This is a genomic window from Micrococcus lylae NBRC 15355 (assembly GCF_001570885.1).
GTDB lineage: Bacteria > Actinomycetota > Actinomycetes > Actinomycetales > Micrococcaceae > Micrococcus > Micrococcus lylae.
Genome location: NZ_BCSN01000001.1, coordinates 145,852 through 168,634, shown reverse-complemented (window position 1 = coordinate 168,634; position 22,783 = coordinate 145,852). Strand labels below are relative to the sequence as shown.

General features: G+C 68.6%; 19 protein-coding genes. 13 read left to right on the top strand and 6 right to left on the bottom strand.

Annotation, left to right across the window (positions count from 1 at the left end; genetic code table 11):
- Window positions 1-2 precede the first annotated feature (2 nt).
- On the top strand, window positions 3-947 hold the full coding sequence (locus tag MLY01S_RS11955) for a nucleotidyltransferase family protein (RefSeq protein ID WP_167635487.1): 945 nt from the start codon (window positions 3-5) through the stop codon (window positions 945-947).
- Window positions 948-983: 36 nt separating this feature from the next.
- On the opposite strand, the gene galE is transcribed toward MLY01S_RS11955, so the two are convergent.
- From galE to MLY01S_RS00685, 4 genes are all read right to left on the bottom strand, one after another.
- Window positions 984-1,949, bottom strand: a complete 966-nt coding sequence (galE, locus tag MLY01S_RS00700) for a UDP-glucose 4-epimerase GalE (RefSeq protein ID WP_067188245.1) — start codon at window positions 1,947-1,949, stop codon at window positions 984-986.
- A gap of 1 nt (window position 1,950) precedes the next feature.
- Window positions 1,951-3,006, bottom strand: a complete 1,056-nt coding sequence (locus MLY01S_RS00695; protein WP_067188243.1) for a glycosyltransferase — start codon at window positions 3,004-3,006, stop codon at window positions 1,951-1,953.
- 73 nt (window positions 3,007-3,079) lie between these two features.
- Complete coding sequence (locus MLY01S_RS00690; protein ID WP_067188241.1) at window positions 3,080-4,147, bottom strand: polysaccharide pyruvyl transferase family protein; 1,068 nt, start codon at window positions 4,145-4,147, stop codon at window positions 3,080-3,082.
- A complete protein-coding gene (locus MLY01S_RS00685; protein ID WP_209279928.1) occupies window positions 4,144-5,178 on the bottom strand; it encodes a glycosyltransferase family 4 protein in 1,035 nt (344 codons plus the stop codon). The genes MLY01S_RS00690 and MLY01S_RS00685 overlap by 4 nt, the downstream gene beginning before the upstream one ends.
- 247 nt (window positions 5,179-5,425) lie before the next feature.
- Between MLY01S_RS00685 and MLY01S_RS00680 the strand changes: the two genes are divergently transcribed.
- Entirely contained in the window at window positions 5,426-6,319 is an 894-nt protein-coding gene (locus MLY01S_RS00680) for a nitroreductase family protein (RefSeq protein ID WP_067188238.1), read from the top strand.
- Window positions 6,320-6,354: 35 nt separating this feature from the next.
- Here the strand turns inward: MLY01S_RS00680 and MLY01S_RS00675 are convergent, their stop codons facing one another.
- Window positions 6,355-7,659, bottom strand: a complete 1,305-nt coding sequence (locus MLY01S_RS00675; RefSeq protein ID WP_082739477.1) for an O-antigen ligase family protein — start codon at window positions 7,657-7,659, stop codon at window positions 6,355-6,357.
- Window positions 7,660-7,768: 109 nt separating this feature from the next.
- On the opposite strand from MLY01S_RS00675, the gene MLY01S_RS00670 reads away from it, so the two are divergent.
- The 6 genes from MLY01S_RS00670 (at window position 7,769) to MLY01S_RS00645 (ending at window position 16,364) form a co-directional block, all read left to right on the top strand.
- Window positions 7,769-9,016, top strand: a complete 1,248-nt coding sequence (locus MLY01S_RS00670; RefSeq protein WP_067188232.1) for a polysaccharide pyruvyl transferase family protein — start codon at window positions 7,769-7,771, stop codon at window positions 9,014-9,016.
- A 59-nt stretch (window positions 9,017-9,075) separates the two neighbouring features.
- Window positions 9,076-10,299: a hypothetical protein gene (locus MLY01S_RS00665; RefSeq protein WP_135103239.1), complete on the top strand. Its 1,224-nt coding sequence runs from the start codon at window positions 9,076-9,078 to the stop codon at window positions 10,297-10,299.
- 77 nt (window positions 10,300-10,376) lie between these two features.
- Window positions 10,377-12,062 (top strand): DUF885 domain-containing protein, encoded by a 1,686-nt coding sequence (locus MLY01S_RS00660; RefSeq protein WP_067188225.1) that lies wholly within the window; start codon window positions 10,377-10,379, stop codon window positions 12,060-12,062.
- The gene (locus MLY01S_RS00655; protein WP_067188222.1) at window positions 12,059-12,712 is read left to right on the top strand and encodes a Maf family protein; all 654 of its coding nucleotides are present in this window, start codon (window positions 12,059-12,061) and stop codon (window positions 12,710-12,712) included. Before MLY01S_RS00660 ends, MLY01S_RS00655 begins: the two co-directional genes overlap by 4 nt.
- Before the next feature lie 147 nt (window positions 12,713-12,859).
- Window positions 12,860-14,713 carry an acetyl/propionyl/methylcrotonyl-CoA carboxylase subunit alpha gene (locus MLY01S_RS00650; protein WP_067188220.1) on the top strand — a complete coding sequence of 618 codons (1,854 nt, stop codon included), beginning with the start codon at window positions 12,860-12,862 and terminating at the stop codon, window positions 14,711-14,713.
- Window positions 14,714-14,933: 220 nt separating this feature from the next.
- The gene (locus tag MLY01S_RS00645; RefSeq protein WP_082739476.1) at window positions 14,934-16,364 is read left to right on the top strand and encodes an MFS transporter; all 1,431 of its coding nucleotides are present in this window, start codon (window positions 14,934-14,936) and stop codon (window positions 16,362-16,364) included.
- A 70-nt stretch (window positions 16,365-16,434) separates the two neighbouring features.
- Here the strand turns inward: MLY01S_RS00645 and MLY01S_RS00640 are convergent, their stop codons facing one another.
- A complete protein-coding gene (locus tag MLY01S_RS00640) occupies window positions 16,435-17,871 on the bottom strand; it encodes an NAD(P)H-quinone dehydrogenase (RefSeq protein ID WP_067188216.1) in 1,437 nt (478 codons plus the stop codon).
- Between the two features lie 54 nt (window positions 17,872-17,925).
- Between MLY01S_RS00640 and MLY01S_RS00635 the strand changes: the two genes are divergently transcribed.
- From MLY01S_RS00635 to MLY01S_RS00615, 5 genes are all read left to right on the top strand, one after another.
- Window positions 17,926-18,771, top strand: coding sequence for a purine-nucleoside phosphorylase (locus MLY01S_RS00635; protein ID WP_082739474.1), 846 nt, complete (start codon window positions 17,926-17,928; stop codon window positions 18,769-18,771).
- A gap of 94 nt (window positions 18,772-18,865) precedes the next feature.
- Entirely contained in the window at window positions 18,866-20,575 is a 1,710-nt protein-coding gene (locus MLY01S_RS00630; protein ID WP_067188212.1) for a phospho-sugar mutase, read from the top strand.
- Between the two features lie 57 nt (window positions 20,576-20,632).
- Window positions 20,633-21,325: a deoxyribose-phosphate aldolase gene (gene deoC, locus MLY01S_RS00625; RefSeq protein ID WP_067188210.1), complete on the top strand. Its 693-nt coding sequence runs from the start codon at window positions 20,633-20,635 to the stop codon at window positions 21,323-21,325.
- A gap of 49 nt (window positions 21,326-21,374) precedes the next feature.
- The gene (locus MLY01S_RS00620) at window positions 21,375-21,647 is read left to right on the top strand and encodes a hypothetical protein (RefSeq protein WP_067188208.1); all 273 of its coding nucleotides are present in this window, start codon (window positions 21,375-21,377) and stop codon (window positions 21,645-21,647) included.
- A gap of 32 nt (window positions 21,648-21,679) precedes the next feature.
- Complete coding sequence (locus MLY01S_RS00615; protein ID WP_245232054.1) at window positions 21,680-22,759, top strand: acyltransferase family protein; 1,080 nt, start codon at window positions 21,680-21,682, stop codon at window positions 22,757-22,759.
- Window positions 22,760-22,783 lie beyond the last annotated feature (24 nt).

Below are 22,783 nucleotides of genomic sequence, written 5' to 3'. Positions count from 1 at the left end.
CCATGAACACGCCCTCAATTTCCTCCGAACACACCGTCGAGGTTCGACTGCCGCTTGATGTCGCGGTGGAGTTGGCGCATGGTGTGGTGGCCCAGACGCTCGTCGACGTCGGGGGAAGGGGACTCTTCTTCAAGGGCCCCATCGCCCATGGCATGAATCTGCGGGTGCGCAATCGGTCGTCCGATGTTGATGTTCTCATCGAGCCGGGGGGAGAAGACGCCGTCGTCCAGGCCCTGGCCGCACACGGCTGGAGAGACCGACCCTCCGGAGGTGATCTGGGCGTTGGTCTTGTCCACGCGCGGACTCTGCTGCACGACGGCTGGCCCGTGGACATAGATCTCCACCGCCGGGTCCCGGGCATCGAAGCGGACCCCGAGGAGGCGTTCGAGCGCCTGTGGGAGGAACGCGACGCACTCGAGATAGCCCATGTCCCCGTCCCAGTCCCGTCACGAATCGCCCATGCGATGCTCCTGATGCTCAATGGGCTCAGGACACCCTGGGAGAAGCGCGCCCAAAGGGAGCTGACGCATCTGGCATCCGTGCTCGACGTCGACGACTGGCATGCACTGAACGACCTCGCCCAGACCCTGGATGCGGCACGCGCGCTCTCCTCCTTCTTCGCCGAGCAAGCTCCCGAGAGCATCACCCCGGATCTCGGACCGGCCTCCCACGAGTGGCTGCTCTATCAACATCTGGAGCATCCCACGGTCCTCTGGCTGGACGCCATCCGACGGGCACCACTGAGACACTGGCCCCGTCTCCTGTGGCACGCGGCTTTCCCTTCCGCTGAGCTTCTTGTGAAACGCGATCTCTCCCTGGAGAACGCCTCGCGTGTGCATCGTATGAAGGCGCGAACGGCCCGTTGGAAGAAGTTCCTCAGGAACCTACCCCAGATCATGAGGGCCGCGTCGCACCTGCGCCAAGAGAGTAAGCGCACGGCCGGGTGATCCCGCTGCGTCAATGTGGCGTGCCTCTGACGCCTCTCAGCGGTGGAATCTCCTCCACGCATCCCATGAGGAGGCCGCCATCTCCTCCAACGAGTGAGACATGGCCCAGCCGAGGTCACGTCGCGCGGCGGCACCGTCTGCGACGATGCGGGAGGGATCGCCGGGTCGCCGAGGACAGACCTCGGCATCGAAGGGGATCCCCGTCACCTTCTTCATCACAGACATGATCTCCGCCACGGACGTCCCCGTACCTGAACCGATGTTGTAGATAGGGTCGAGCTCGATTCCGGCCTCCAGACAGTCTGCGGCCGCGACGTGCACGTCGGCGAGATCCTGGACGTGGACGTAGTCACGAACGCACGTCCCGTCGGAGGTGGGGTAGTCCGTGCCGAAGATCTTCGGGGAGCGTCCCTGGTCCAAAGCCGAGAAGATGCGAGGGAAGAGGTTGTGGGGGCTGGTGTCGGCCACCTCGCGACGGCCAGCACCGACGACATTGAAGTAGCGCAGCGAGGTGTGCCGCAGCCCTGTGGCACGCCCCTGATCGGCGATCAACCACTCCCCGATCAGCTTCGACTCTCCGTACGGGGATTCCGGTCGCACCGGGGTGCGCTCGGTGACGACCTCTTCGCTCGGTGTACCGTACGTCGCCGCAGAAGATGAGAAGACGAGCATGCGGACCTCAGCGTCAGTCATGGCCTGCAGCAGACCCATCGTTCCGTGGACGTTGTCCTGATAGGCCCGCAGGGGCTCCTTCACCGACAGACCCGCGTACTTAAAGCCGGCCAAGTGGATGACACCCGTTACGTCATGATGGCGCATGACCTCCGTCAACTGTCGTGCGTCCCGCACGTCGCACGCAACCCACACCGCGCCCTCCGGAACGAACGCGCGGTGCCCCGTGGAGAGGTTGTCGACGGCGACGACCTCCCGCCCCCTGCCATGCAGGGTGTGCGCAACGTGTGATCCGATGTATCCGGCCGCTCCGGTCACCATCCAGCTCATCTCAGTGCTCCTTACCCAAGGCTGCCGACCCCACGGCACGACTGTACAGGTCCAAAAGTGCGTTCTTCTGAGAGGCCGGGTTCATGTGCTGCAGAAGGGCATCCGATTGTCTGCCGATCGCATTGAGGGGCGACCTGTCTTCAGTCAGAGTGGTCAACAGCGCCGCCGCCTCCTTCGGCGAGGAGACCTTGCGAATGTCGTATCCGCGGAAGCACGAGATGTCTCGGACCACCACGGGCACATTCCTGGCAGCAGCATCGAGCACCGACAGGGGAAACCCCTCGTATGCAGCGGAATGCAGGTACAGATCCGCCTCGTCGAGCTGCCGTGCGACGCCCTCACGATCGGTCCAGCCGGTCACAGTGACCCCGGAGTCGCGCAGCGTGGCTTCGTCCTGCGGGTCTCCGCCCCCGATCCACACTAGCTCGACTCCCGGGTTCCGCCCCTCGTTGAGACCCAGGTTGCGAGCGGTCTCAGCGAAGAACGCTGGGTCCTTCTGGGGTGCGATGCGGCCGATCATGGCCACTCTCAGGGCCCTGCCGACGTGCCGCCGCACGACGCTGGCGCCGAGAGGCTCCACGTTCGACACATTGGGTACCTCCACTGTGCGGCGCCCCTGGCCGATGCTGCGAGCGAGAGCCCTCTCATGCGGCGTCAAGGCCACCGTCAAGGTGCTGCGGACCCCGAGTAGGACCTCTGCGGCCCAATAGGCACCCCTAACGGCCCAGGGCCGCCCTGGATCGTCGAAGGCGAAGCAATGGGGCTGATAGACGATCGGCACGGCGACGGGCGCCAGACGCGCGTATCCCCCGGCGAAGCTCGAATGGGCGTGGATGACGTCCGGCCGGATCTTCTTCACTGCCCGAGCCACCTCACGGATACGTCCCAGGGTCCCGGACGGCAGGGGCATGAAACTGGCGAAAGCCGACTTTTCCACGTCCACTTCGGGCACCGCTAGTAGGTGATGCTCGTGGACTTCGGAGGTGCCCCGCGCATAACGCTCAATCGCATGGGGCACGCCGGCCACAGGGCACTGTGTCAGATGGAGTATGCGCACGACGAATTCCTCAGGTTTCCTATGGCGCCAAGCTTAACTGAAAGCGGGGTGGTCAAAGGTGACAGACGGTCGGTCATCGGGATGCAGCCGCCCTGCGCAGTGAGCCCACCAACGACTCACGTACGGCCGGCATCTGGGCGGCTCGTGAATGAAGCGCTTGTGCATAGTCGCGACGCGCCGCCGGATCAGTGCGCAACCGTTCGATCTGTTCAGAAACGAGGTCCACGTCGAAATCGTTGACATTGTGAACGAAATCCGGAACTCCGAGATCACTGAAAGCACCGAAGCCCTTGCGTTCGTACGCCAGATGGACCACGAAATGACCAGCGGCCAGAGCCATAAGGGAAGCGTGGAGCCGCACCGCGACGACGACGCGTGTTGGCCCTGCCCCTGTGGTCATCAGTTCCGCACGATCGATGACACGTCGGGGAGAGAGCTGATCGGTGGCTGCGCGGTCGTCGTTCCCCGTTCCCGTCTGGCTCTGGATGTACGTATCGTAGCCCACGCCCTCGAATCGCCGCGCTAGATCCATCACGGCCTCCGGGACGCTGCCGTGAATGGCCCGGATGCTGAAGACGGGATGGAGGTCCGGGACGGAGTCCTCCTGAGGCCAGGATCGTTCACTGGCCAGGACAGCAAGGTCAGGGGTCCGATGGACCTGCGCCCGCCGGAACTGTTCGAGGCTGCGGTCGTCTCTGACGTGGACCATGTCCACAGCGCGCAGAAGAGCCTCGAAGATCCACCGAGTCCCCCCACGCGCTGGACCGATGCTCTGAGGCATATAGAAGGTCGGCGCGGTCGTGCGCGCCGCTGCGCGCAGCTGTGGCCCATGCACCAGCAAGGTCTTCAATGCCTCGACAGGCCGGCCGGCTCGCAGATACCCGCCACCGACGGCGACCACGAGATCGAACTCGTCGATCTCGCGAAGGACAGCACGGTACGCGGGGGCATAGCCGTTCCACCGCGGCATCGAGTCGACGACTCGATGGGGCAGTGCGCTGAAGGTCTCGGGGTGAGAGGCGACGATCGTCAGGTCCACATCAGCTCCGAACGCCTCGTGCAGCAACTCGAGTGTCTCCGTAACGAGGAGACCATCACCGAGGTTGGCAGCACTGTAGCCGTGGAGGACTAGGATTCTCATGCGGAAAGCACCGCCCGGTAGACTTCCTCGTGGCGGGCGACACTTCGACCCCAGCTGAACTGGCTGGCCCAGGTAAGGCCCGACACGCGCGACTCCTCCCGTCGCCGGGAGTCCTCAAGTGCGTGGAGGAGACCGGCCTGGATCGCTTCTTCATCGACGCCATCGAACAGCAACGCCGGCCCTGCGACCTCCTTCAGGGAGCCGCGGTCGGTCGTGATCACGGCGGCACCGGCGGCCATCGCCTCGAGGACGGGGAACCCGAAGCCCTCGTACAGACTTGGGAAGGCGAACAGAGCGCAATTCTGCATCATCGCGACACGGTCGTCGTCACTGACGAACCCCAGCGCGATCACGTTGGAGGAACCCTCGATCTCGTTCAGGATCTGCGAATAATTCCATGCAGGCTTTCCAGCGATGACCAAGGGGACGCCGAGGGCCTTGACGGCCGGGGATTCGAACGCACGGATGAGGTTCACCACGTTCTTCCGAGGTTCCAGGTTCCCCAGGTACAGGACGAAGTTCTTCGGGACCCGGGCTCGGACGGCGTCCGACATCACCACCGGTCGGGAGAAGTGGGCGACGTCGATTCCATGCGGGATCGACGTGATCCGGGACCTGTCGAGGCCGAATACATCGGCAATGTCGTCAGCGCTGGACTCGGAGACCGTAATCACAGCGTCGGTCGCGGCGATGGCGCGGGAGACCCGGGTACGCCACGTCCACTCCTGCCGTGGAGTGCGCGCCGTCGAGATCCACCGCGAAGCGACTCCGTGAACCGTCACCACCGAAGGACGCCGGGTGTCCAGCAGCGGACCGGTGTCCGCCACGTAGTGGAGCACGTCCTCGGCACCACCGCGGCGCAGTCCAAAGCCGGTCTCGAGAAGTGCCGTCACCGGGGCCATCGTGTGCGCAGGCATGGAGAGCACCTGATGACCGCGCTCACGCATCCCCTGGGCTATATGCCGGGCGTATGTGGTATTTCCTCCCACATGACGATCCAGTATTCGAGACGGCATGTAGATCTTCATCATTCTCCTCGCGGGCGCATGGCGGTAGTCGAATCGTCGCGGGGGCGGGGTAGGTCACAGGGGCACCGTGTATTCAGAGCAAGTGGTGCGCTCATATACTGGCACACGAACCGTCCTCGATGTCATCACGCTCGGCGATCAGCTGCCGTGAGCCTGGGACACCCATCTCCCCCGTAACGGAAGGTCGCCTATGCGTCGACTTGTAAGATCCGCCCTCGGCCATCTGCCCTCCCGACTGAGATTGCCCCTCATGCGGTTCGCCCTGAAGGGTCAGACCGTCCTCGAACACACGGCTGACATGCGTCGCAGCATCGCCCTTTCCTCCACACCCGAGGTCGGATTCGGCCGCGACCTGCGGCCGCATTCCCGGGACACACAGCTCATCAAGGACTACCACCGAATTGAGAAGGGCCTTGCCATGCCCGCGCCCAAGCGGCCGTTCGGCAGTGCATTGGAGCACCGCATCGACGGCCTCCTGGATCCGGCCTCCATGGACGACGACCTTGTGCGGAACGTCACGTCAGCCCGTGCGGCCCTGTCCCGCTGGAACGATGAGGGCGTGGTGGACGAGGAGATCGCTCCGCTTGGACCCGAACTACGCGCACTCGATCGCGAGGCCGTTGAGGCCTTCGTCTTCTCACGGCACAGTGTGAGGAACTTCGACCGCTCTCGTCCGGTCCCCCACGAGATCCTCGACCATGCCGCGGAGCTCGCCATGACATCTCCTTCGGTCTGCAACCGGCGGGCAGGTCGCATTCACCTCTACTGCGAAGACGAGCTCGTCGAGCACATCCTCCGCCTCCAGCGCGGCAACATGGGATTCGGCCAAACCGTCGGACAGCTTGCCGTCGTGACGGTGAATTCGACGCTCTTCGCTGGCGCCGGCGAACGCAATCAGAAGTGGATCGACGGTGCCCTGGTGGCAATGTCGTTCGTCTGGGCGCTGCACGCTCATGGGGTCGGAGCGTGCATGCTGAACTGGTCGAAGTCCAACGCCATGAGCGCACGCCTGCGCGAGGTGGCCGACATCCCGGTCCGGGAGGACATCATCTGTGTCATCGCCTTGGGGTACCCCGCCGCGGGCTACCGGGTGGCGCGCTCCCCCCGTCGCCCGACTGCCGAGACGATCCGGCACCACGACTGAGCGGCGGCATCTGTCCATGCGGCACCCGCGCGCCGTCATGCGACAGGCGCCGACGCCACGAACCGCTGGCCTCTCCTGAGGCAGAGGACTGCCAGGAAGGCCCATGCGGGCATGAAGGTCCACGACGAAGCGGTGGACAGCATGACCGCAAGGAACAGCGCCAGTGCCGACATCACAGGGGACCGCCGAACATTCCACCCTACGGCCACGAGAAGGCAGATGAACAGAACGAGGGCGACCAGACCTAGTTCCGCACCGATCTGGGCGTAGGCGTTTTCCACAATCGGGCGAAACTCCCCGGTGAAGTAGTTGTTGGGGAAGGTTACGGCGCTGCGGTCTACGTAGTCGGCGAAATGCCCGGCGAAGCGTCCCGGTCCCAGACCCACCAATGGGTGGTCCAGGGCCATCTGAAAGCCCATCTCCGTCTTGGCCGCACGAAGGTCCATGGAACGGGTCAACGCGCCTCCAGGCATGTCGACCAGACCCAGCTTCGCCCCCTGGAACCGGACGAACGCCCGAGCCGAGTCCGAGGACAACACGGCGATCGCCGTTCCACCTCCCACGATGACGGTGCGCAGCAATCCCGGTGCGGACCAGGAGCGCAATCCGATGAGCGCGACCCCTGCGAGGACAGCGATGAAACTGGTGGTTGACTGGGAATAGTAGACACTACCGAGCGCTGCCAGCGCGGTAAACCACTCACGCCGGCGCAGGCTGAGGAAGAACATGCCCCCCGCGAAGAACCCGAGATGCTGCCCCTCGGTGAAGGGGCCGGTGCGCAGCGAGGCGGTCTCGCCGTCGCCTTCCAGAGCATGCGTCGCCCGATCCGTCTGAAAATTCATGGCCTCCAAGAGGTCTACCTGTCCGTTGGTGTAGAGCACGAACTGAACGACGACCGCGGCCAGGCAGAGCCAGACGCCCATCCGCAGCCCGGACTCGACCACAGAGACGGACCGCGTGGCCACAGCCCACCAGAAGACAAGCGTGACTACCGCGAACACTCCATAGAACACCGTGTCGAAGCGGAGATCCGTGACCCCGATCGGCTGCAGCGGGAGCGGCCCCGCGTACGCCACCAGCGTGGACAACACTACGACCATCGCCAGACCCACAACCGCTGGAAGGCCGACGATGCGTTGACGTCGTCTGATGGTGAACGGAAGGCTGACCAGCACCAAGCCCAGAAAGATCTCGCTCAGCTTCAATGGAACCCCCACGTCGATCGTCAGGGCACGCTGAAAGGGCAATGTGGCCATGGCCAGCCAGACCAGATGCTCGGACAACGACCTCTTTGCTCGCGGGGCACCGCGGCGTTGCGGATCAACGGGGACAGAGGTCATGGAGTCTCCATAATTCACGTTAGACTGTAGCCGATGGTGGGAACGCTCCTGGCCGCCTCCCGACCGCTCATGCTACCCGCCCCCTCTCACGCCCATTCTTAAGAGGAACATGTCATTCCAAAGCCGTTCCCGTCGTCTGGTCCGTCAGACCGGGAAAAACGTCCTGGCCAGCTCGCTCTACGCGACCGCTTTGCATCAGTTCGACAAACTCCTCGGACGTCGGTTCCCGGTCGCGCCCTCGACATCAGGCCATACACTGCTCCTGGCACCCTCCGGGGGCGGGAACATCGGCGACCAAGCCATGTTCGATATGATCCTCGCCACCGCCCAGGGTCCTATCGTGGCCCTCGTAAGCCACGGCGACGCGCTCCGGCTGCGCGACGCCGACCGCCGACGCGTGACCCTCGTCACTGTCCCTCACCTCCTCAAGACGCCGCCGCCCGTCCGCGGGGCCGACATCCGGCGCTTCCTCCGCGCGCTCGACGGTGCCGCCCGTTTTTGGATTCCCGGAGCGGACACGATGGATGGAGGCCATCCTTCGGCCTCCCTCGCCCGCTTCTCCCTGGCGCGCCTGGCAGCCGCGCAGGGCGTCCCGACCACAATCCTAGGCTTCAGTTGGTCCGACGACGCACCGCGTTCAGTCGTGCGTGCCGCCCGGAACGCCGCACGGGAGGGGGTACGTCTCATAGCACGCGATCCGTTATCGCACCGGCGTCTGGTCAGCTCGGGCGTAACTCCGGTCGTGGACGCGGCGGACATCGTCTTCGACTACGGAACGCTCGAGGACCTACCGAACGCCGTCACCCAATGGCTCGACGCATCTGATCAGCCTGTCGCCATCGTCAACGTGAGTGGGATGGTGGGGCGGAAGTTCTCCGCACAGGCCACCGAGTATGACCTAGTCTTCCGAGAACTGCACGAGCGCGGCCTGAGGATCCTGGTCCTGCCGCATGTGTTGCGTGACTGGGACGACGACCTCCAGGCTTCGTCTGCGGTGTTCCGGCGCTACGCTGCCACAACGGACCACCTCGTCACCGAGCAGCTGTGGCCGGCCCAAGTCAAGGCGCTTGTGCAACATGCGGACATCGTCGTGACCGGACGCATGCATCTGGCGATCATGTCCATGACGCACTCCGTCCCCGTGGTCACTGTGGCCACCGCCGGAAAGGTCGAGGGCCTCTACGAGATGATGGGCCTCACCGATGGCGTCGTCCAGCCCCGCCCGGGGATGGGAGACGCCATTGTCTCGGTGCTCCGCTCCTGGCTCGACCAGCGCAACGTCGTGATCGACCAGCTGACCCGGGTGCGGCCCGAGGTGGTGCGCCGGTCCCGGCTGAACTTCCCCGAATCCGCCTGACCCCTCCCATGCGTTCGGCACTGAAAAACGTCAGTGGGTTCACCCTCGCCCCCCTCCTGGTGAGCATCAGCGCCATGGTGGCCGTCCCCATCCTCCTGGGTGTGGCAGGACAGGCGGTCTGGTTGAGCATCGCCCTGGGCCAGGCCCTGGGAGAGCTGGCGCGGGTCGTCGTCATCTGGGGCTGGAACTCCGTCGGCCTAGCGCGTGCCTCAGCACTGGAGGACGGCGCCCGCCCCGGTTTTTACCTAGACTCCATACCGCCCCGACTCCTGCTGTGCCTGCCGGCGGCAGGGGCGATCGCGCTTGCCACGGCCCTTATTCCCACAGCCTCGCCAATCGACTTCGCCCTGATGGCATCCGCAGGCATGGTCAATGGGCTCAACGGGGCGTGGATCTACATCAGTGCCCACGATCCGCGCGGCCTCCTGCGGTACGACGCGCTTCCACGCACCATCGTGCCACTGTTCGGCGTCGCGGCACTTGCCCTGCACCCGGAGGCCTGGCTGTACTCGACGGCGGTCCTGACCTCCAACGTCGTCGCCGCCGTCATCCCTGTGGTCGTCATGCGGCGCAGGCTCGCCCGCGCGGGCGTCGCCTACGCCCATCCCACCTTCACTCAGGCGCTCACGGAACTGCGTGCCGGATTCAGCGCATTCGTGATCGGTCTCGTGCTGGTCGCCAGGATGAGTCTGCCCGTCCTCGCGGCGGGCATAGCCTCAGAAGGCATCGGCGTAGTCGTAGCCCTCGCGGACAAGTTCATCCGGTGGGGGAACAGAGCGCTGACGCCGTTCCTGCAATTCATGCAGACCTCTATTCCCCGCGGCACCAGCCCCCTGGCCATGCGGATCCGGCGAGGCGTTCTCCGCACAATCGTCCTGTCTGTCGTCACCACCATCGGATCTGCCATCGTGACCTGGTCGCTTTCCCCGGTCATCTCGGCGGGTGAGATCACGCTGTCTCCAGTGGAGTCCACAGCGGTCGGGGTGGTGCTCGGGGCGATCGCCTTCAACTCGATCACCGGCAACTCGTCCCTGGTGCTGCTGGGCCGTACCCGATCCGTCGCCGCGGGAGGAACCGCCGCCCTGATCACCCTGGCTTGCGCCGCCTACCCGTTGACGGCCCTCCTCGGAGCCGCGGGGCTCCTTCTCGCATACGCGGCGGCAGAGGTATGCATCACGGTCTACCTCTGCGTGCTGCTCGTCGTGGAGATGCGCGCCCTCAAGCGCCGCAACCTCTCCTCCGCTCTGGCGACGGCCGCCCCCTCCCCCACCGATGGCACCTGACCTGCCGCCCCGGGGTCCTTCGCGAGGCGAGTCGAACTTCCTCGGCAGGTGTTCGGGCTGCGGATAGAGTGCAGAGCATGACCTCCATCATCTCTGACGCGCCCACCGGCACGCGCACCCCGACCGCCGTGGACGATCTGGCCGAGCGCCACGTCGCCCGCTACCTCGAGCTCCACCCGGAGGAGGCCACCACCCTCGGCCGCGCCGGCTACGAAACCGAGTACGGCGACTACTCCCCCGCCGGGGCCCGTGCCCTGGACGAGCTCAACCGGGACACCCTCGGCGCCCTCGATGGCCTCGAACCCGCGGACGACGTCGACCGGGTCACGATCGCCGCCCTCCGCGAGCGTCTCGGCCTCGAGCGCGAGATCCACGCGACCGGCCGCACCGAGCTGAACAACATCGCCTCCCCCGCCCAGAGCATCCGCGCGATCTTCGACCTGATGCCGACGGACACCGCCGAGCAGTGGGAGCACATCGCCGGCCGCCTGGCGAACCTGCCCGCCGCTCTGCAGGGCTACACCGAGTCCCTGCTCGCCTCCCGCGACCGCGGCCAGGTGGCCGCCGTGCGCCAGGTGGACATCGTGATCGAGCAGGCCCGCGCCCACGGCGAGGACGAGGGCTTCTTCCCCGGCCTGATCGCCCGCGCCGCCGCGGCCGAGGTGGTGGACGAGGAGCTCGCCGCCCGCATCCAGGTCAATGCCGAGGCCGCCGCCCAGGCCTATCGCGACTTCGCCCAGACCCTGGAGACCGAGCTGCGCCCCCATGCCCCGGAGCACGACGCCGTGGGCCGCGAGCTGTACTCCCTCGGCTCGCGCATGTTCCTCGGTGCCGAGGTGGACCTGGAGGAGACCTACCGCTGGGGCCAGGAGGAGCTCACCCGGATCATCGCCGAGCAAGAGGCCATCGCCGAGCAGCTCGAGCCCGGCGCCTCCGTGGAGCGCGCCCGCGAGATCCTGGACGCGGACCCGGAACGCAGACTCAAGGGCACCGACGCGCTGCGCGCATGGATGCAGGACCTGTCCGACCGGGCCATCGAGGCGATGAAGGAGCACTTCGAGATCCCGGCCCCGATGGACCGGGTCGAGTGCATGATCGCCCCCACCCAGGAGGGCGGCATCTACTACACCGGCCCGTCCGAGGACTTCTCCCGTCCGGGCCGCATGTGGTGGTCCGTTCCCGCCGGCGAGGACGAGTTCACCACGTGGGCCGAGACCACCACGGTGTACCACGAGGGCGTTCCGGGCCATCACCTGCAGATCGCCACGGCCATGATGAACCGCGGCGAGCTCAACGACTGGCGCCGCAACGCCTGCTGGACCTCCGGCCACGGCGAAGGCTGGGCGCTGTACTCCGAGAAGCTCATGGACGAGCTGGGCTTCCTGGCCGACCCGGGCGACCGCCTGGGCATGCTGGACATGCAGCGCATGCGCGCCGCCCGCGTGGTGTTCGACATCGGCTACCACTGCGGCTTCGAGGCTCCCGAGTCCGAGGGCGGCGGAGAGTGGGACCCGGAGAAGGGCTACGCGTTCCTGGCCAAGCACCTGATCATCTCCGAGGGCCAGCGCCGCTTCGAGTTCACCCGCTACCTTGGGTGGCCGGGCCAGGCGCCGTCCTACAAGGTCGGCCAGCGCATCTGGGAGCAGATCCGCGCCGAGCACGAGCAGCGCGAGGGCGAGGACTTCGACCTCAAGGCCTTCCACACCCGCGCGCTCAAGCTCGGCGGCATGGGGCTGGACACCCTGCGCGAGGCGCTGGCATGACCGACGCACCGGAGCTCGTGCTCGGCTCGGCCTCGCCGGGTCGAGCCGAGATCCTCACACGGGCCCGGGTGCCGTTCCGCACGCTCGTCTCCCACGTGGACGAGGCGGCGGTCGGCGCCCGGGCCTCCGGCGCGTCCCCGGCGCAGCTCGCCCTGCTGCTGGCCGAGGCCAAGGGGCGGAACGTGGCCGCGCAGGTCGCCGAAGCCGGCGTGGAGCGGCCGACCCTGGTGGTCGGCTGCGACTCCGTGTTCGAGATGGACGGCGTCGCCTACGGCAAGCCGTACGAGCCGGAGGTGGCGGTGGAGCGTTGGCGGCTGCAGCAGGGCCGTGAGGGCGTGCTTCACACCGGGCAGTGGCTGGGACTGGTGCAGCCGGACGGCACGTTGCGGTCAACCTCCGCGCAGGTGTCCGCTGTGGTGAGGTTCGCCGCCGCCGACGAACGGACCATCGCCGCCTATGTGGCCACCGGAGAACCACTCCGGTGCGCCGGCGCCTTCACCATCGACGGCGCAGGTGCCGCACTGGTCGACTCCGTGGACGGTGACCCCAACGCGGTGGTCGGCCTGTCCGTGTCCACGCTGCGGACACAGTGCGAGGAGCTGGGCGTCCCCTTCACCGTTTTGTGGGATTCCTCCAACTCCGAGCCCTGACAGCGCGGGATCGGCGCCGAGAACTGTAGGTTTCCGACGTCTCGCGGCTAGGGTGCCCGAGTGGGCGACGACCGGTCCGGCGCACATCATGTGCGCGGACGGCGCGGGCGCCCGAGTAGACCTGCCACCGTGAGGAGACTGACGCGCATGACTTCCGCCGCCGCACACGAGAACCGTGAGACCGACGCCCCGCCCCGTCGCTTCTCCCGGGTCCTCGTGGCCAACCGCGGGGAGATCGCCGTCCGCGTGATCCGCGCCTGCCAGGACGAGGGGCTGACCTCCGTGGCCGTCTACGCCGAGCCGGACCGGGACGCCATGCACGTGCGCCTGGCGGACGAGGCCGTGGCCCTCGGCGGCCAGACCGCGGCGGACTCCTATCTGCTGATCGACAAGATCATGGACGCCGCCGAACGCTCCGGCGCAGACGCCGTCCACCCCGGCTACGGCTTCCTCTCCGAGAACGCCGACTTCGCGCGCGCCGTGGAGGGCGCGGGCCTGGTCTGGATCGGCCCGCCCCCGGCGGCGATCGAGGCCCTGGGGGACAAGGTCTCGGCCCGCCGCATCGCCACCGCCGTGGGCGCCCCGCTCGCCCCGGGCACCACCGAGCCGGTCTCCGGCACCGCCGAGGTGCTGGAGTTCGCCGACGAGCACGGCCTCCCACTGGCCGTCAAGGCCGCCCACGGTGGCGGCGGCCGCGGCATCAAGGTGGCCCGCACCCGCGAGGAGATCCCCGAGCTGTACGACTCCGCCGTCCGCGAGGCGATCTCCGCCTTCGGCCGCGGCGAGTGCTTCGTGGAGCGGTTCCTGGACCGGCCGCGCCACGTGGAGACCCAGTGCCTCGCGGACGAGCACGGCGACGTGGTGGTGGTCTCCACGCGCGACTGCTCCCTGCAGCGCCGCAACCAGAAGCTCGTGGAGGAAGCCCCGGCGCCGTTCCTCTCCGACGAGCAGAACGCCCGTCTCGTGGAGTCCTCCAAGGCCATCCTGAAGGAGGCCGGCTACGTGGGTGCCGGCACCTGCGAGTTCCTGGTGGGCGCGGACGGCACTCTGTCCTTCCTCGAGGTGAACACCCGCCTGCAGGTGGAACACCCGGTCTCCGAGGAGGTCACCGGCATCGACCTGGTCCGCGAGCAGTTCCGCCTCGCCCGCGGCGAAGCCCTCGGCTACACGGACCCGCAGGTCCACGGCCATTCCTTCGAGTTCCGCATCAACGGCGAGGACCCGGGCCGCGGCTTCCTCCCCGCCCCGGGGCGCCTGACCCGCTTCCGTCTCCCCGCCGGCCCCGGCGTCCGTGTGGACACGGGCATCACCGAGGGCGAGACCGTCTCCGGCGCGTTCGACTCGATGGTGGCCAAGGTGATCGTCACCGGCGCCACCCGCCTGCAGGCCCTCCAGCGCGCCGCGCGTGCCCTGGAGGAGATGGAGATCGCCGGCATGCCGTCCGTGCTGCCATTCCACCGTGCCGTGGTGAAGGACCCGGCCTTCGCGCCGGAGCTCACCGCCGGCGCCGAGGAGCCTTCCGGCTTCGACGTGCACACCCGCTGGATCGAGACCGACTTCACCGCGCAGCTCGCCCCCTTCGGCGGCGATGCCCAGGCCCCGCACGAGCCGGAGAGCCGCCACACCGTCACCGTGGAGGTCAACGGCAAGCGCGTGGAGGTGACCCTGCCGACCTTCGCCACCGCCCTGCACACGGTGCAGGACGCCGCCCAGCGCGCCGGCGGCCGCCGCCGTCCGCGCGGCGCCCGCCGCGGCTCCGGAGGCGGTGCCGCCGCCTCGTCGAACGCACTGACCGCCCCGATGCAGGGCACCATCGTCAAGGTGGCCGTGGAGGAGGGCCAGCAGGTCAGTGAGGGCGACCTGGTCGTGGTCATGGAGGCCATGAAGATGGAACAGCCGCTCACGGCCCACAGGGACGGCGTGGTCAAGGGCCTTGCCGTGAACGCGGGCGACTCCGTCTCCGCGGGCACGGCGATCGTCACCATCGAGGACGCGGAGTGAGTCTCCCGGAATCGGGCTGACAGCGTGGCCGGCCCCGAGGCCGGCCTGCGAGCACGGACGACGCCCCGGCGCATCAGCGCCGGGGCGTCGACATGGACATCCCCGTCCCGCATGCTGGACATTCCGGCGCCCGACAGACAGGATGCTCGTCGACGGTCCTACGGTGACCATCGTCCCACTCGCCTGAGCCGCCGATCCCGACGGCCCGAACCGCCAGGAGATCCCATGTCCTCCGTCTCCCCCCGGCCCCTCCCCGGACGGCTCTGCAGCGGCCATCAGCGCTGCAGACGAGGTGCCCCGCTCCCGCGTGGTCACCGCGTCGCTGATCGGCACCTCGATCGAGTTCTACGACTTCTACATCTATGCCACGGCGGCCGTCTCGGTCTTCCCGCTGATCTTCTTCTCCGGCGCCGATGACACGGCGAAGCTGCTCGCCTCGATGGCGACCTTCGGCGTGGCCTTCATCGCCCGCCCGCTCGGCGCGGTGGTGTTCGGGCATCTGGGCGACCGCGTGGGCCGCAAGACCACCCTGATCGGCTCGCTGCTGACCATGGGCATCGCGACCTTCCTGATCGGGCTGCTGCCGACGTACCAGCAGATCGGCCTCTGGGCGCCTGCCATGCTGACCATCCTGCGCTTCTTCCAGGGCCTCGGCCTGGGCGGCGAGTGGTCCGGTGCGGCCCTGCTCGCCACCGAGTACGCCAAGGAGGGCAAGCGGGCCTGGGCCGCCATGTGGCCGCAGCTGGGCGCTCCCATCGGCTTCTTCCTCGCCAACGGCCTATTCCTGCTGCTCGTGCTGGGCTTCGACCACGACTCCACCAACCCGGAGATGGACGGCGTGTTCCTCACCTGGGTGTGGCGTGTGCCGTTCCTGCTGTCCCTCGTGATGGTGCTGGTGGGCCTCTACGTCCGCGTGAAGCTGGAGGAGACCCCGGTCTTCCAGCGCGCCCTGGCCAACGACCAGCGCGTCTCCGCTCCGCTGGGCGAGGTCTTCCGCCGCAACTGGTGGGAGCTGATCCTCGGCACCTTCGTCATGTACGCCACCTACGTGCTCTTCTACATCATGACCACGTGGATCCTGTCCTACGCGATCGGCAAGACCGGCGACGGCTTCCTCGGCGTCCCCTACGCAGAGTTCCTGGTCCTGCAGTTGGTCGGCATCGTGTTCTTCGCAGCCTTCATCCCGGTCTCCGGCATGCTGGCCGACCGCTTCGGCCGCCGCCCGGTGCTGCTCATCGTGACCGGCCTGATGATCCTGTTCGGGCTGACCTTCGGCTGGTGGCTCAACCCGGAGACCATGGGCACCGGCGCGGACGTGGACGTGCCGCGCATGGTGATGTTCCTGGTGATCGGCATGATGCTGATGGGCCTGACCTTCGGCCCGATGTCCGCGGTCCTGCCCGAGCTGTACCCGACCAACACCCGGTACACCGGCTCGGGCATCGCCTACAACGTGTCCTCGATCCTCGGCGCCGCACTGACCCCGTTCATCGCCGCCTGGCTCGTGACCACCTTCGACGTGGCCTACGTGGGCTACTACCTGGCCGCCGCCTCGCTGCTGACGCTCATCGCGCTCTTCCTGGCACCGGAGACCAAGCACGCCGACCTCCACGCGGTGACCTCGGCCCGGGAACGCCGCACCGCCCGCTGACCGACGCCTCCCTCCACGCAGAAGGGCCCCGGCAGGAACAGCTCCTGCCGGGGCCCTTCTGCGTGCGGGCTCAGAGGCGCACGTGCAGACGGCGCGCGGCCTCGGCCAGCGAGCCGGCCATGGACGGGTACACGGTGAACGTGTCCGCGAGGTCGTCCACGTGGAGCTTGTGGGTCACGGCGAGCGCGAGGGACCAGATGAGCTCCGAGGCGCGCGGGGCCACCACCACGCCGCCGATCACGGTGCCGGAGCCCTTGCGGGCGAAGACCTTCACGAAGCCCGCGGTGACGCCCTGCATCTTGGCGCGGGGGTTGGTGGAGAAGTCCAGCTTCACCACGTCCGCCTGATACTTGCCGGAGTCCACCTGGGCCTGGGTGACGCCCACGGTGGCGATCTCCGGGGAGGTGAAGATGTTGGACGCCACCAGGTGCGGGCGCAGGGGCTTCACGGCATCGCCCATCAGGTGCGCCACGGCGATGCGCCCCTGCATGGCGGCCACGGAGGCCAGCGCGAACACGCCGGTGCAGTCCCCGGCGGCGTAGATGGAGGGCACGGAGGTGCGGGAGACGCCGTCCACCTTGATGTGGCCGGACTCGGTGAGCTCCACACCGGCCTCCTCGAGGCCCAGGTCCGCGGTGTTCGGGATGCCGCCGACAGCGAACAGCACGTGGGAACCGTCGATGTACGGGGTGTCCTTGGCGCCCTCGCCGGACAGGTGCACGCGCACGCCGTCCTCGGTGCGTTCGGCGCCCTCGGCGCGGGAGCGGGCCACCACGTTCACGCCGTTGGACTCGAAGACATGCTCGAGCAGCTCCGCGGCGTCCTGGTCCTCGCCGGGCAGCACGTGGTCGCGGGAGGAGACGAGGGTGACCTTCGCGCCGAGCAGGTCGTAGGCGGAGGCGAACTCGGCGCCGGTGACGCCGGAGCCCACCACGATCATGTGCTCCGGGACCTCCGCGAGCGAGTACAGCTGCGTCCAGTTGAAGATGCGCTCCCCGTCCGGCTGGGCGGAGGGCAGCTCTCGCGGGCTGGCGCCCACGCACAGCAGGATCGCGTCCGAGGTGATGACCTCGGGCTCGCCGTCGGCGTCGTCATGGCGGCGTACCTCCACCTCGTGCGGTCCCACGACCTTGCCGACGCCGTGGATGACGCGCACGCCGCGGCGCTCGAGCACCTGCTGGATGTCCTGGGACTGCTCGCCGGCGATCTCCAGGATGCGGCGGTCCACCTGGGCCATCACGGCGCGCGGTTCGGCGCCGGCGCCCAGGTCCACGCCGAGGTCCTGGGCGGTGCCCACGCGGCGCATGGAGTCTGCGGTGGCGATGAGGGTCTTGGAGGGCACCACGTCGGTGAGCACTGCGGAGCCGCCCATGCCCTTCCGCTCGATCACGGTGACGTTCGCGCCCAGCTTCGCGGCCACCATGGCGGCCTCGTATCCGCCGGGGCCTCCGCCGATGATGGTCAGGGACGGGGTGTAGGTGCTGTTCGAGGTGCTCACGGCGTCCATTGTGGCAGAGCACGCACCGGCGCCACAGTGGGCCGCCCGCCTAGACTGTCCTGCGTGAGAGACCAGAACGGAACCACCGCGCAGACCCCCGCCCTGCAGGGCGACCACCCCGGATTCGACGAGGCCCGTGCTGCGGCAGCCGTGATCGCCGAGGCGACCGGCGTGGCCGAGCACCGCATCGCCGTGGTCCTCGGCTCCGGCTGGGGCGGTGCCGCCGAGCTGATCGGCGAGACCGAGCACTCCGTCCCGCTGGCGGACGTCCCGGGCTTCCATGCTCCGAAGGTGCCGGGCCACAACGCGTCCATCCGCTCCGTGAAGCTGGCCGACGGCACCTCCGCCCTGGTGTTCGGCTCCCGCACCCACTTCTACGAGTCCCGCGACGCCCAGGCCGTGGCCCACACCGTGCGCACCGCCGCGGCGGCCGGCGCGAAGACCGTGATCCTCACCAACGGCTGCGGCGGCCTGAACCCGGAGATCGCCCCCGGCACTCCGGTGGTCATCGCAGACCACATCAACGTCACCGGCGCCACCCCGCTGGTCGGTGCCACCTTCGTGGACATGACGGACCTGTACTCCCCGCGCATCCGCCGGATCGCCAAGGAGATCGACCCGTCCCTGACCGAGGGGGTGTACGTGCAGTTCTCCGGCCCTCAGTACGAGACCCCCGCCGAGGTCCGCATGGCGAAGGTCCTCGGCGGCGACCTGGTGGGCATGTCCACCGCCCTGGACGCGATCGCCGCCCGCCACGCCGGCCTCGAGGTCTTCGGCATCTCCCTGGTGACCAACCTGGGCGCCGGCATCCAGGAGGAGCCGCTGTCGCACCAGGAGGTCGTGGAGGCCGGCCAGGCCGCCGGCCCGCGGATCCCGGCGCTGCTGGCGGACATCATCGGTCGCCTCTGACGTCGCTGACGGCTTCCCGACGACGGCGAGCTGCCGTCGTCGGGAATCCCGCCTTCTTCTCCCCTCTCCTCTGACACACCCCGAGGTTCCTCCCATGACCGCACCCCGTGACACCGCCGCACTGGACCCGCAGCTGCTCGAGCGCGCCCGCCGCTGGGCCCTCGAGGAGCCGAACGCCCAGCATGCCGCCACCCTGACCGCCGAGCTCGAGGCCGCCGAGGGCGGGGACGTGGCCGCGGCCGAGGCCGTGCGCTCCCGCTTCTCCGGTCCGCTGACCTTCGGCACCGCCGGCCTGCGCGCCGAGGAGGGTCCGGGCGAGTCCCGCATGAACCGGCTGGTGGTCCGCCGTGCCACCGCGGGGATCGCCCGGTACCTGCTGGACACCCTCGGCGAGGACGAGGCACCGCCGTCCGTGGTGATCGGCTACGACGCCCGCCACGGCTCCGCGTCCTTCGCCCGCGACTCCGCCGGCGTGTTCACCGCCGCCGGCGCCCAGGTGACCCTGCTCCCCCGCCCGCTGCCGACCCCCGTGCTCGCCTTCCTGGTGCGCCACCTCAACGCCGACGCCGGCGTGATGGTCACCGCCAGCCACAACCCGCCGGCGGACAACGGCTACAAGGTGTACCTCGGCGGCCGCATGACCGACGCCGCCGGCCGCGGCGCGCAGATCGTCACCCCGGCGGACGCGGAGATCGCCGCGCGCATCGACCACGAGGCCTGGTTCGCGGACATACCGATGGCGAACTCCGGCTGGGACGTCGCGGACGAGGAGCTCGTTGAAGCGTACTCCGAGGCCGCACTCGGCGTACTGGACGAGGACCGCCGCGAAGCCACCGGCCGGGACGCGCTGACGATCGTCTACACCCCGATGCACGGGGTGGGCGCAGCGGTGCTGCCCGGACTGCTGGAGCGCGCCGGCTTCACCGACGTCAACGTGGTGGCCCGGCAGGCCGAGCCGGACCCGGACTTCCCCACCGTGGCCTTCCCGAACCCGGAGGAGCCCGGCGCCCTGGACCTGTCCTTCGACGCCGCCGCAGACCTCGGCGCGGACCTGGTGATCGCCAACGACCCGGACGCCGACCGCCTCGCCCTCGCCGCGCCCGAGGCGGACGGCACCTGGCGCATGCTCTCCGGGGACCAGGTCGGCGCCCTGCTCGGTGCGCACCTGCTGCCACGGCTGGAGGCCCTGGGCCGTTCGACCGCCTGCTCGATCGTCTCCTCCCCGCAGCTGTCCCGCCTGGCCGAGCACGCCGGCGTGCCCCACCACGCCACGCTGACCGGCTTCAAGTGGATCAGCCGCGCCCCACAGATCGGCTACGGCTACGAGGAGGCCCTCGGCTACTGCGTTGCCCCGGACCTCGTGCGGGACAAGGACGGCATGACCGCCGCCCTCGTGGCCGCGGACCTCGCCGCCGGGCTCAAGGCCGAGGGCCGCAGCGTGTGGGACGCCCTCGCGGACCTGGACGCCACCACCGGCGCCATGCCGTCCGCCCAGGTGTCCGTCCGCGTGGAGGATGTGCAGATCATCGCGGACGCCATGGCCCGCCTGCGCTCCGAGGGCATCGCCGAGCTCGCCGGGGACCCGGTGACCGCGTCCGTGGACCTCGCCGCCGGCTCGGAGGACCTGCCGCCCACCGACGGCCTGCTCTTCTCCACGGACACCGGCACCCGCGTGGTGATCCGTCCCTCCGGCACCGAGCCGAAGCTCAAGTGCTACCTCGGCACCACGGACGCGGACCCGCAGACCGCCCGCACGCGCCTCGCGGCCGTGCGGGACCAGATCGCCGCCCTCGTGGCCGGGTGACGTCCTGCCCGCACCGAGACCGACCAGACCCGAACCGACCGAAAGGCAACGCCGACGATGACCACCGCAGACCTGACCTCCGCCGAGCTGGCCACGTACATCGACCACACCGCCCTGAAGGCCGAGACCTCCGCCGAGGACATCCGGCGCATCGTGGCCGAGGCCCTGCAGGCGAACGTGAAGTCCGTGTGTGTGAACCCGCGCTGGGTGCCGACCGTGGCGCAGGCGCTGGAGGGCTCGGACGTGCTGACCTGCACCGTGATCGGCTTCCCGCTCGGCGCGAACTCCTCCGCCGTGAAGGCGTTCGAGGCCCGCCAGGCGATCGCCGACGGCGCGGACGAGGTGGACATGGTCATCGACGTGGCCGCCGCCCGTGCCGGCGACCGTCAGCGCCTGGTCGAGGACATCCGGGCCGTGGCCGAGGCCGCCCATGAGAACGGCGCCGCCGGGCAGGGCGGCGCACTGCTCAAGGTGATCGTGGAGACCGCCCTGCTGGACGAGGACGCGATCGTCCTGGCCTGCGAGGCCTCCGTGGAGGCGGGCGCGGACTTCGTGAAGACCTCCACCGGCTTCTCCACCGCCGGCGCGACCGCCGAGCACGTGGCCCTGATGCGCCGCACCGTGGGCCCGGAGATCGGCGTGAAGGCCTCCGGCGGCGTCCGCACCCGTGAGGACGCGCTGGCGATGATCGAGGCCGGCGCCACACGCATCGGCGCCTCCGCCACCCTTGGTATCCTGGCTGGTGACTGACGCGTCCTCGCACCGTGCCGCGTCCATCTGACTGACGAAGGAGTATGTCGTGATCCGCAACGGCAAGCCCATTGACCACTCGAACGTCGGCGGGCTCTGGGGCAGCCTCGTCGCCTTCATCGTGAGCTTCGGCCTGTTCGTGGGCGTCTGCTATGCCATCGGCTTCTGGACCCTGGAGAACGTGTGGGTCCCGGGCATCGCGGTCCTGGTCTGCGCCGTCCTCGCCTTCCTCATCCCGAAGCAGATCCTCGGACGCGGCGACTCGGTGGACGAGGTCGCCATCCACACCCCGGCCTCCCATGCGGTCGAGCGCGGCCACTGAGCCAGCCCTGAACTGAAGGCTCCCGGCGGTCGATGACCTCGCGCGCCGCGACACCTGTACGGAGGGCGTCCACCCGGAACACCGGCGTGGACGCCCTCCGTCTTGTGTCCATCGCCGCCGTGGTGCTCGGCCACTCCTACCTCTCCAAGCTCGAGTTCAGCCAGTACCTCGAGGTCTGGAGGATGCCGCTGTTCTTCTTCCTCAGCGGCTACTTCTGGACCCGGGGCCGGCCGTTCGTCCCTGACGTGCGCGGCCGCTGGAAGTCCCTGGCCGTCCCGTACCTGGTCTGGGCCGTGCTCATGTCCGTGGCCGCCTGGCGCTGGAACCACCAGGACCCTGACCGGTTCTGGGAGCTCATGCGCAGCGGCTGGTACGGCGGTGCGGACCAGGATCCGCCGTGGTGGGCCTTCTGGTTCATCTCGGTCCTGTTCTTCACCACGGTGCTGCGCCGCTTCCTGGAACGCTTCCCCTCCTGGGCCGCCTGGGTGCTCAGCGGCGCCGGGCTCGGGGTCGCCTATACGACCGCGGACTCGTGGATCGCGAAGACCCCCCTGGGATTCGGCCTGGCCTTCCCCTGCCTGTTCTACCTGCTGGCCGGCGAGCTGTTCCGCCGCCGGATCGAGCCGAACGTGGTCCGGCACCGGGCCCTGATCGGCACCGTGCTGATCGGGCTCGGCCTGGGCGCCGTGGCGCTGGGCCTGGAGCCGCACAACATCAAGTTCGGCGGCTTCGGCACGCCGCTGCTGACCCCGCTGGTGGGCGTCATGATGGCCGCCGGCGCGGTGCTGGTGTTCGGCTCCTTCGTCAACCGTCTCCTGCGCCTGCTGGCCGAGCGCACCGGTACCGGGCGGGTGGTGCGCACGGCGATCTCCGCACTCGTGCGCACGGGGACCGTGGTGGTGCTGGTCCACGGCGAGGTGCTCATGGAGCTCATGGAGCTGGGTGTGACGGATCCGTTCCCCAAATTCGTGCGCACCCTGCTGCTCAGCTGGGCCATCGGTCTGGTGCTGCTCTCCACACCGCTGTCCCGGCTGCTGACGGGTGTGCCCCGTCAGTTCCACCCGTTCCAGGCGCCGGTTCCCGCAGGCACCGAACGCCTCCGTTCCCGATGACCGCCGCCGTCGGACCGACGCTCT

Coding starts and splice junctions, on each gene's coding strand:
- MLY01S_RS00615 (WP_245232054.1), top strand. CDS start 21,680: ATGACCTCGCGCGCCGCGACACCTGTACGGAGGGCGTCCACCCGGAAC.
- MLY01S_RS00690 (WP_067188241.1), bottom strand. CDS start 4,147: ATGAGAATCCTAGTCCTCCACGGCTACAGTGCTGCCAACCTCGGTGAT.
- MLY01S_RS00670 (WP_067188232.1), top strand. CDS start 7,769: ATGTCATTCCAAAGCCGTTCCCGTCGTCTGGTCCGTCAGACCGGGAAA.
- MLY01S_RS00630 (WP_067188212.1), top strand. CDS start 18,866: ATGACCGCACCCCGTGACACCGCCGCACTGGACCCGCAGCTGCTCGAG.
- MLY01S_RS00680 (WP_067188238.1), top strand. CDS start 5,426: ATGCGGTTCGCCCTGAAGGGTCAGACCGTCCTCGAACACACGGCTGAC.
- MLY01S_RS11955 (WP_167635487.1), top strand. CDS start 3: ATGAACACGCCCTCAATTTCCTCCGAACACACCGTCGAGGTTCGACTG.
- deoC (WP_067188210.1), top strand. CDS start 20,633: ATGACCACCGCAGACCTGACCTCCGCCGAGCTGGCCACGTACATCGAC.
- MLY01S_RS00655 (WP_067188222.1), top strand. CDS start 12,059: ATGACCGACGCACCGGAGCTCGTGCTCGGCTCGGCCTCGCCGGGTCGA.
- MLY01S_RS00685 (WP_209279928.1), bottom strand. CDS start 5,178: ATGATGAAGATCTACATGCCGTCTCGAATACTGGATCGTCATGTGGGA.
- galE (WP_067188245.1), bottom strand. CDS start 1,949: ATGAGCTGGATGGTGACCGGAGCGGCCGGATACATCGGATCACACGTT.
- MLY01S_RS00675 (WP_082739477.1), bottom strand. CDS start 7,659: ATGACCTCTGTCCCCGTTGATCCGCAACGCCGCGGTGCCCCGCGAGCA.
- MLY01S_RS00650 (WP_067188220.1), top strand. CDS start 12,860: ATGACTTCCGCCGCCGCACACGAGAACCGTGAGACCGACGCCCCGCCC.
- MLY01S_RS00660 (WP_067188225.1), top strand. CDS start 10,377: ATGACCTCCATCATCTCTGACGCGCCCACCGGCACGCGCACCCCGACC.
- MLY01S_RS00640 (WP_067188216.1), bottom strand. CDS start 17,871: ATGGACGCCGTGAGCACCTCGAACAGCACCTACACCCCGTCCCTGACC.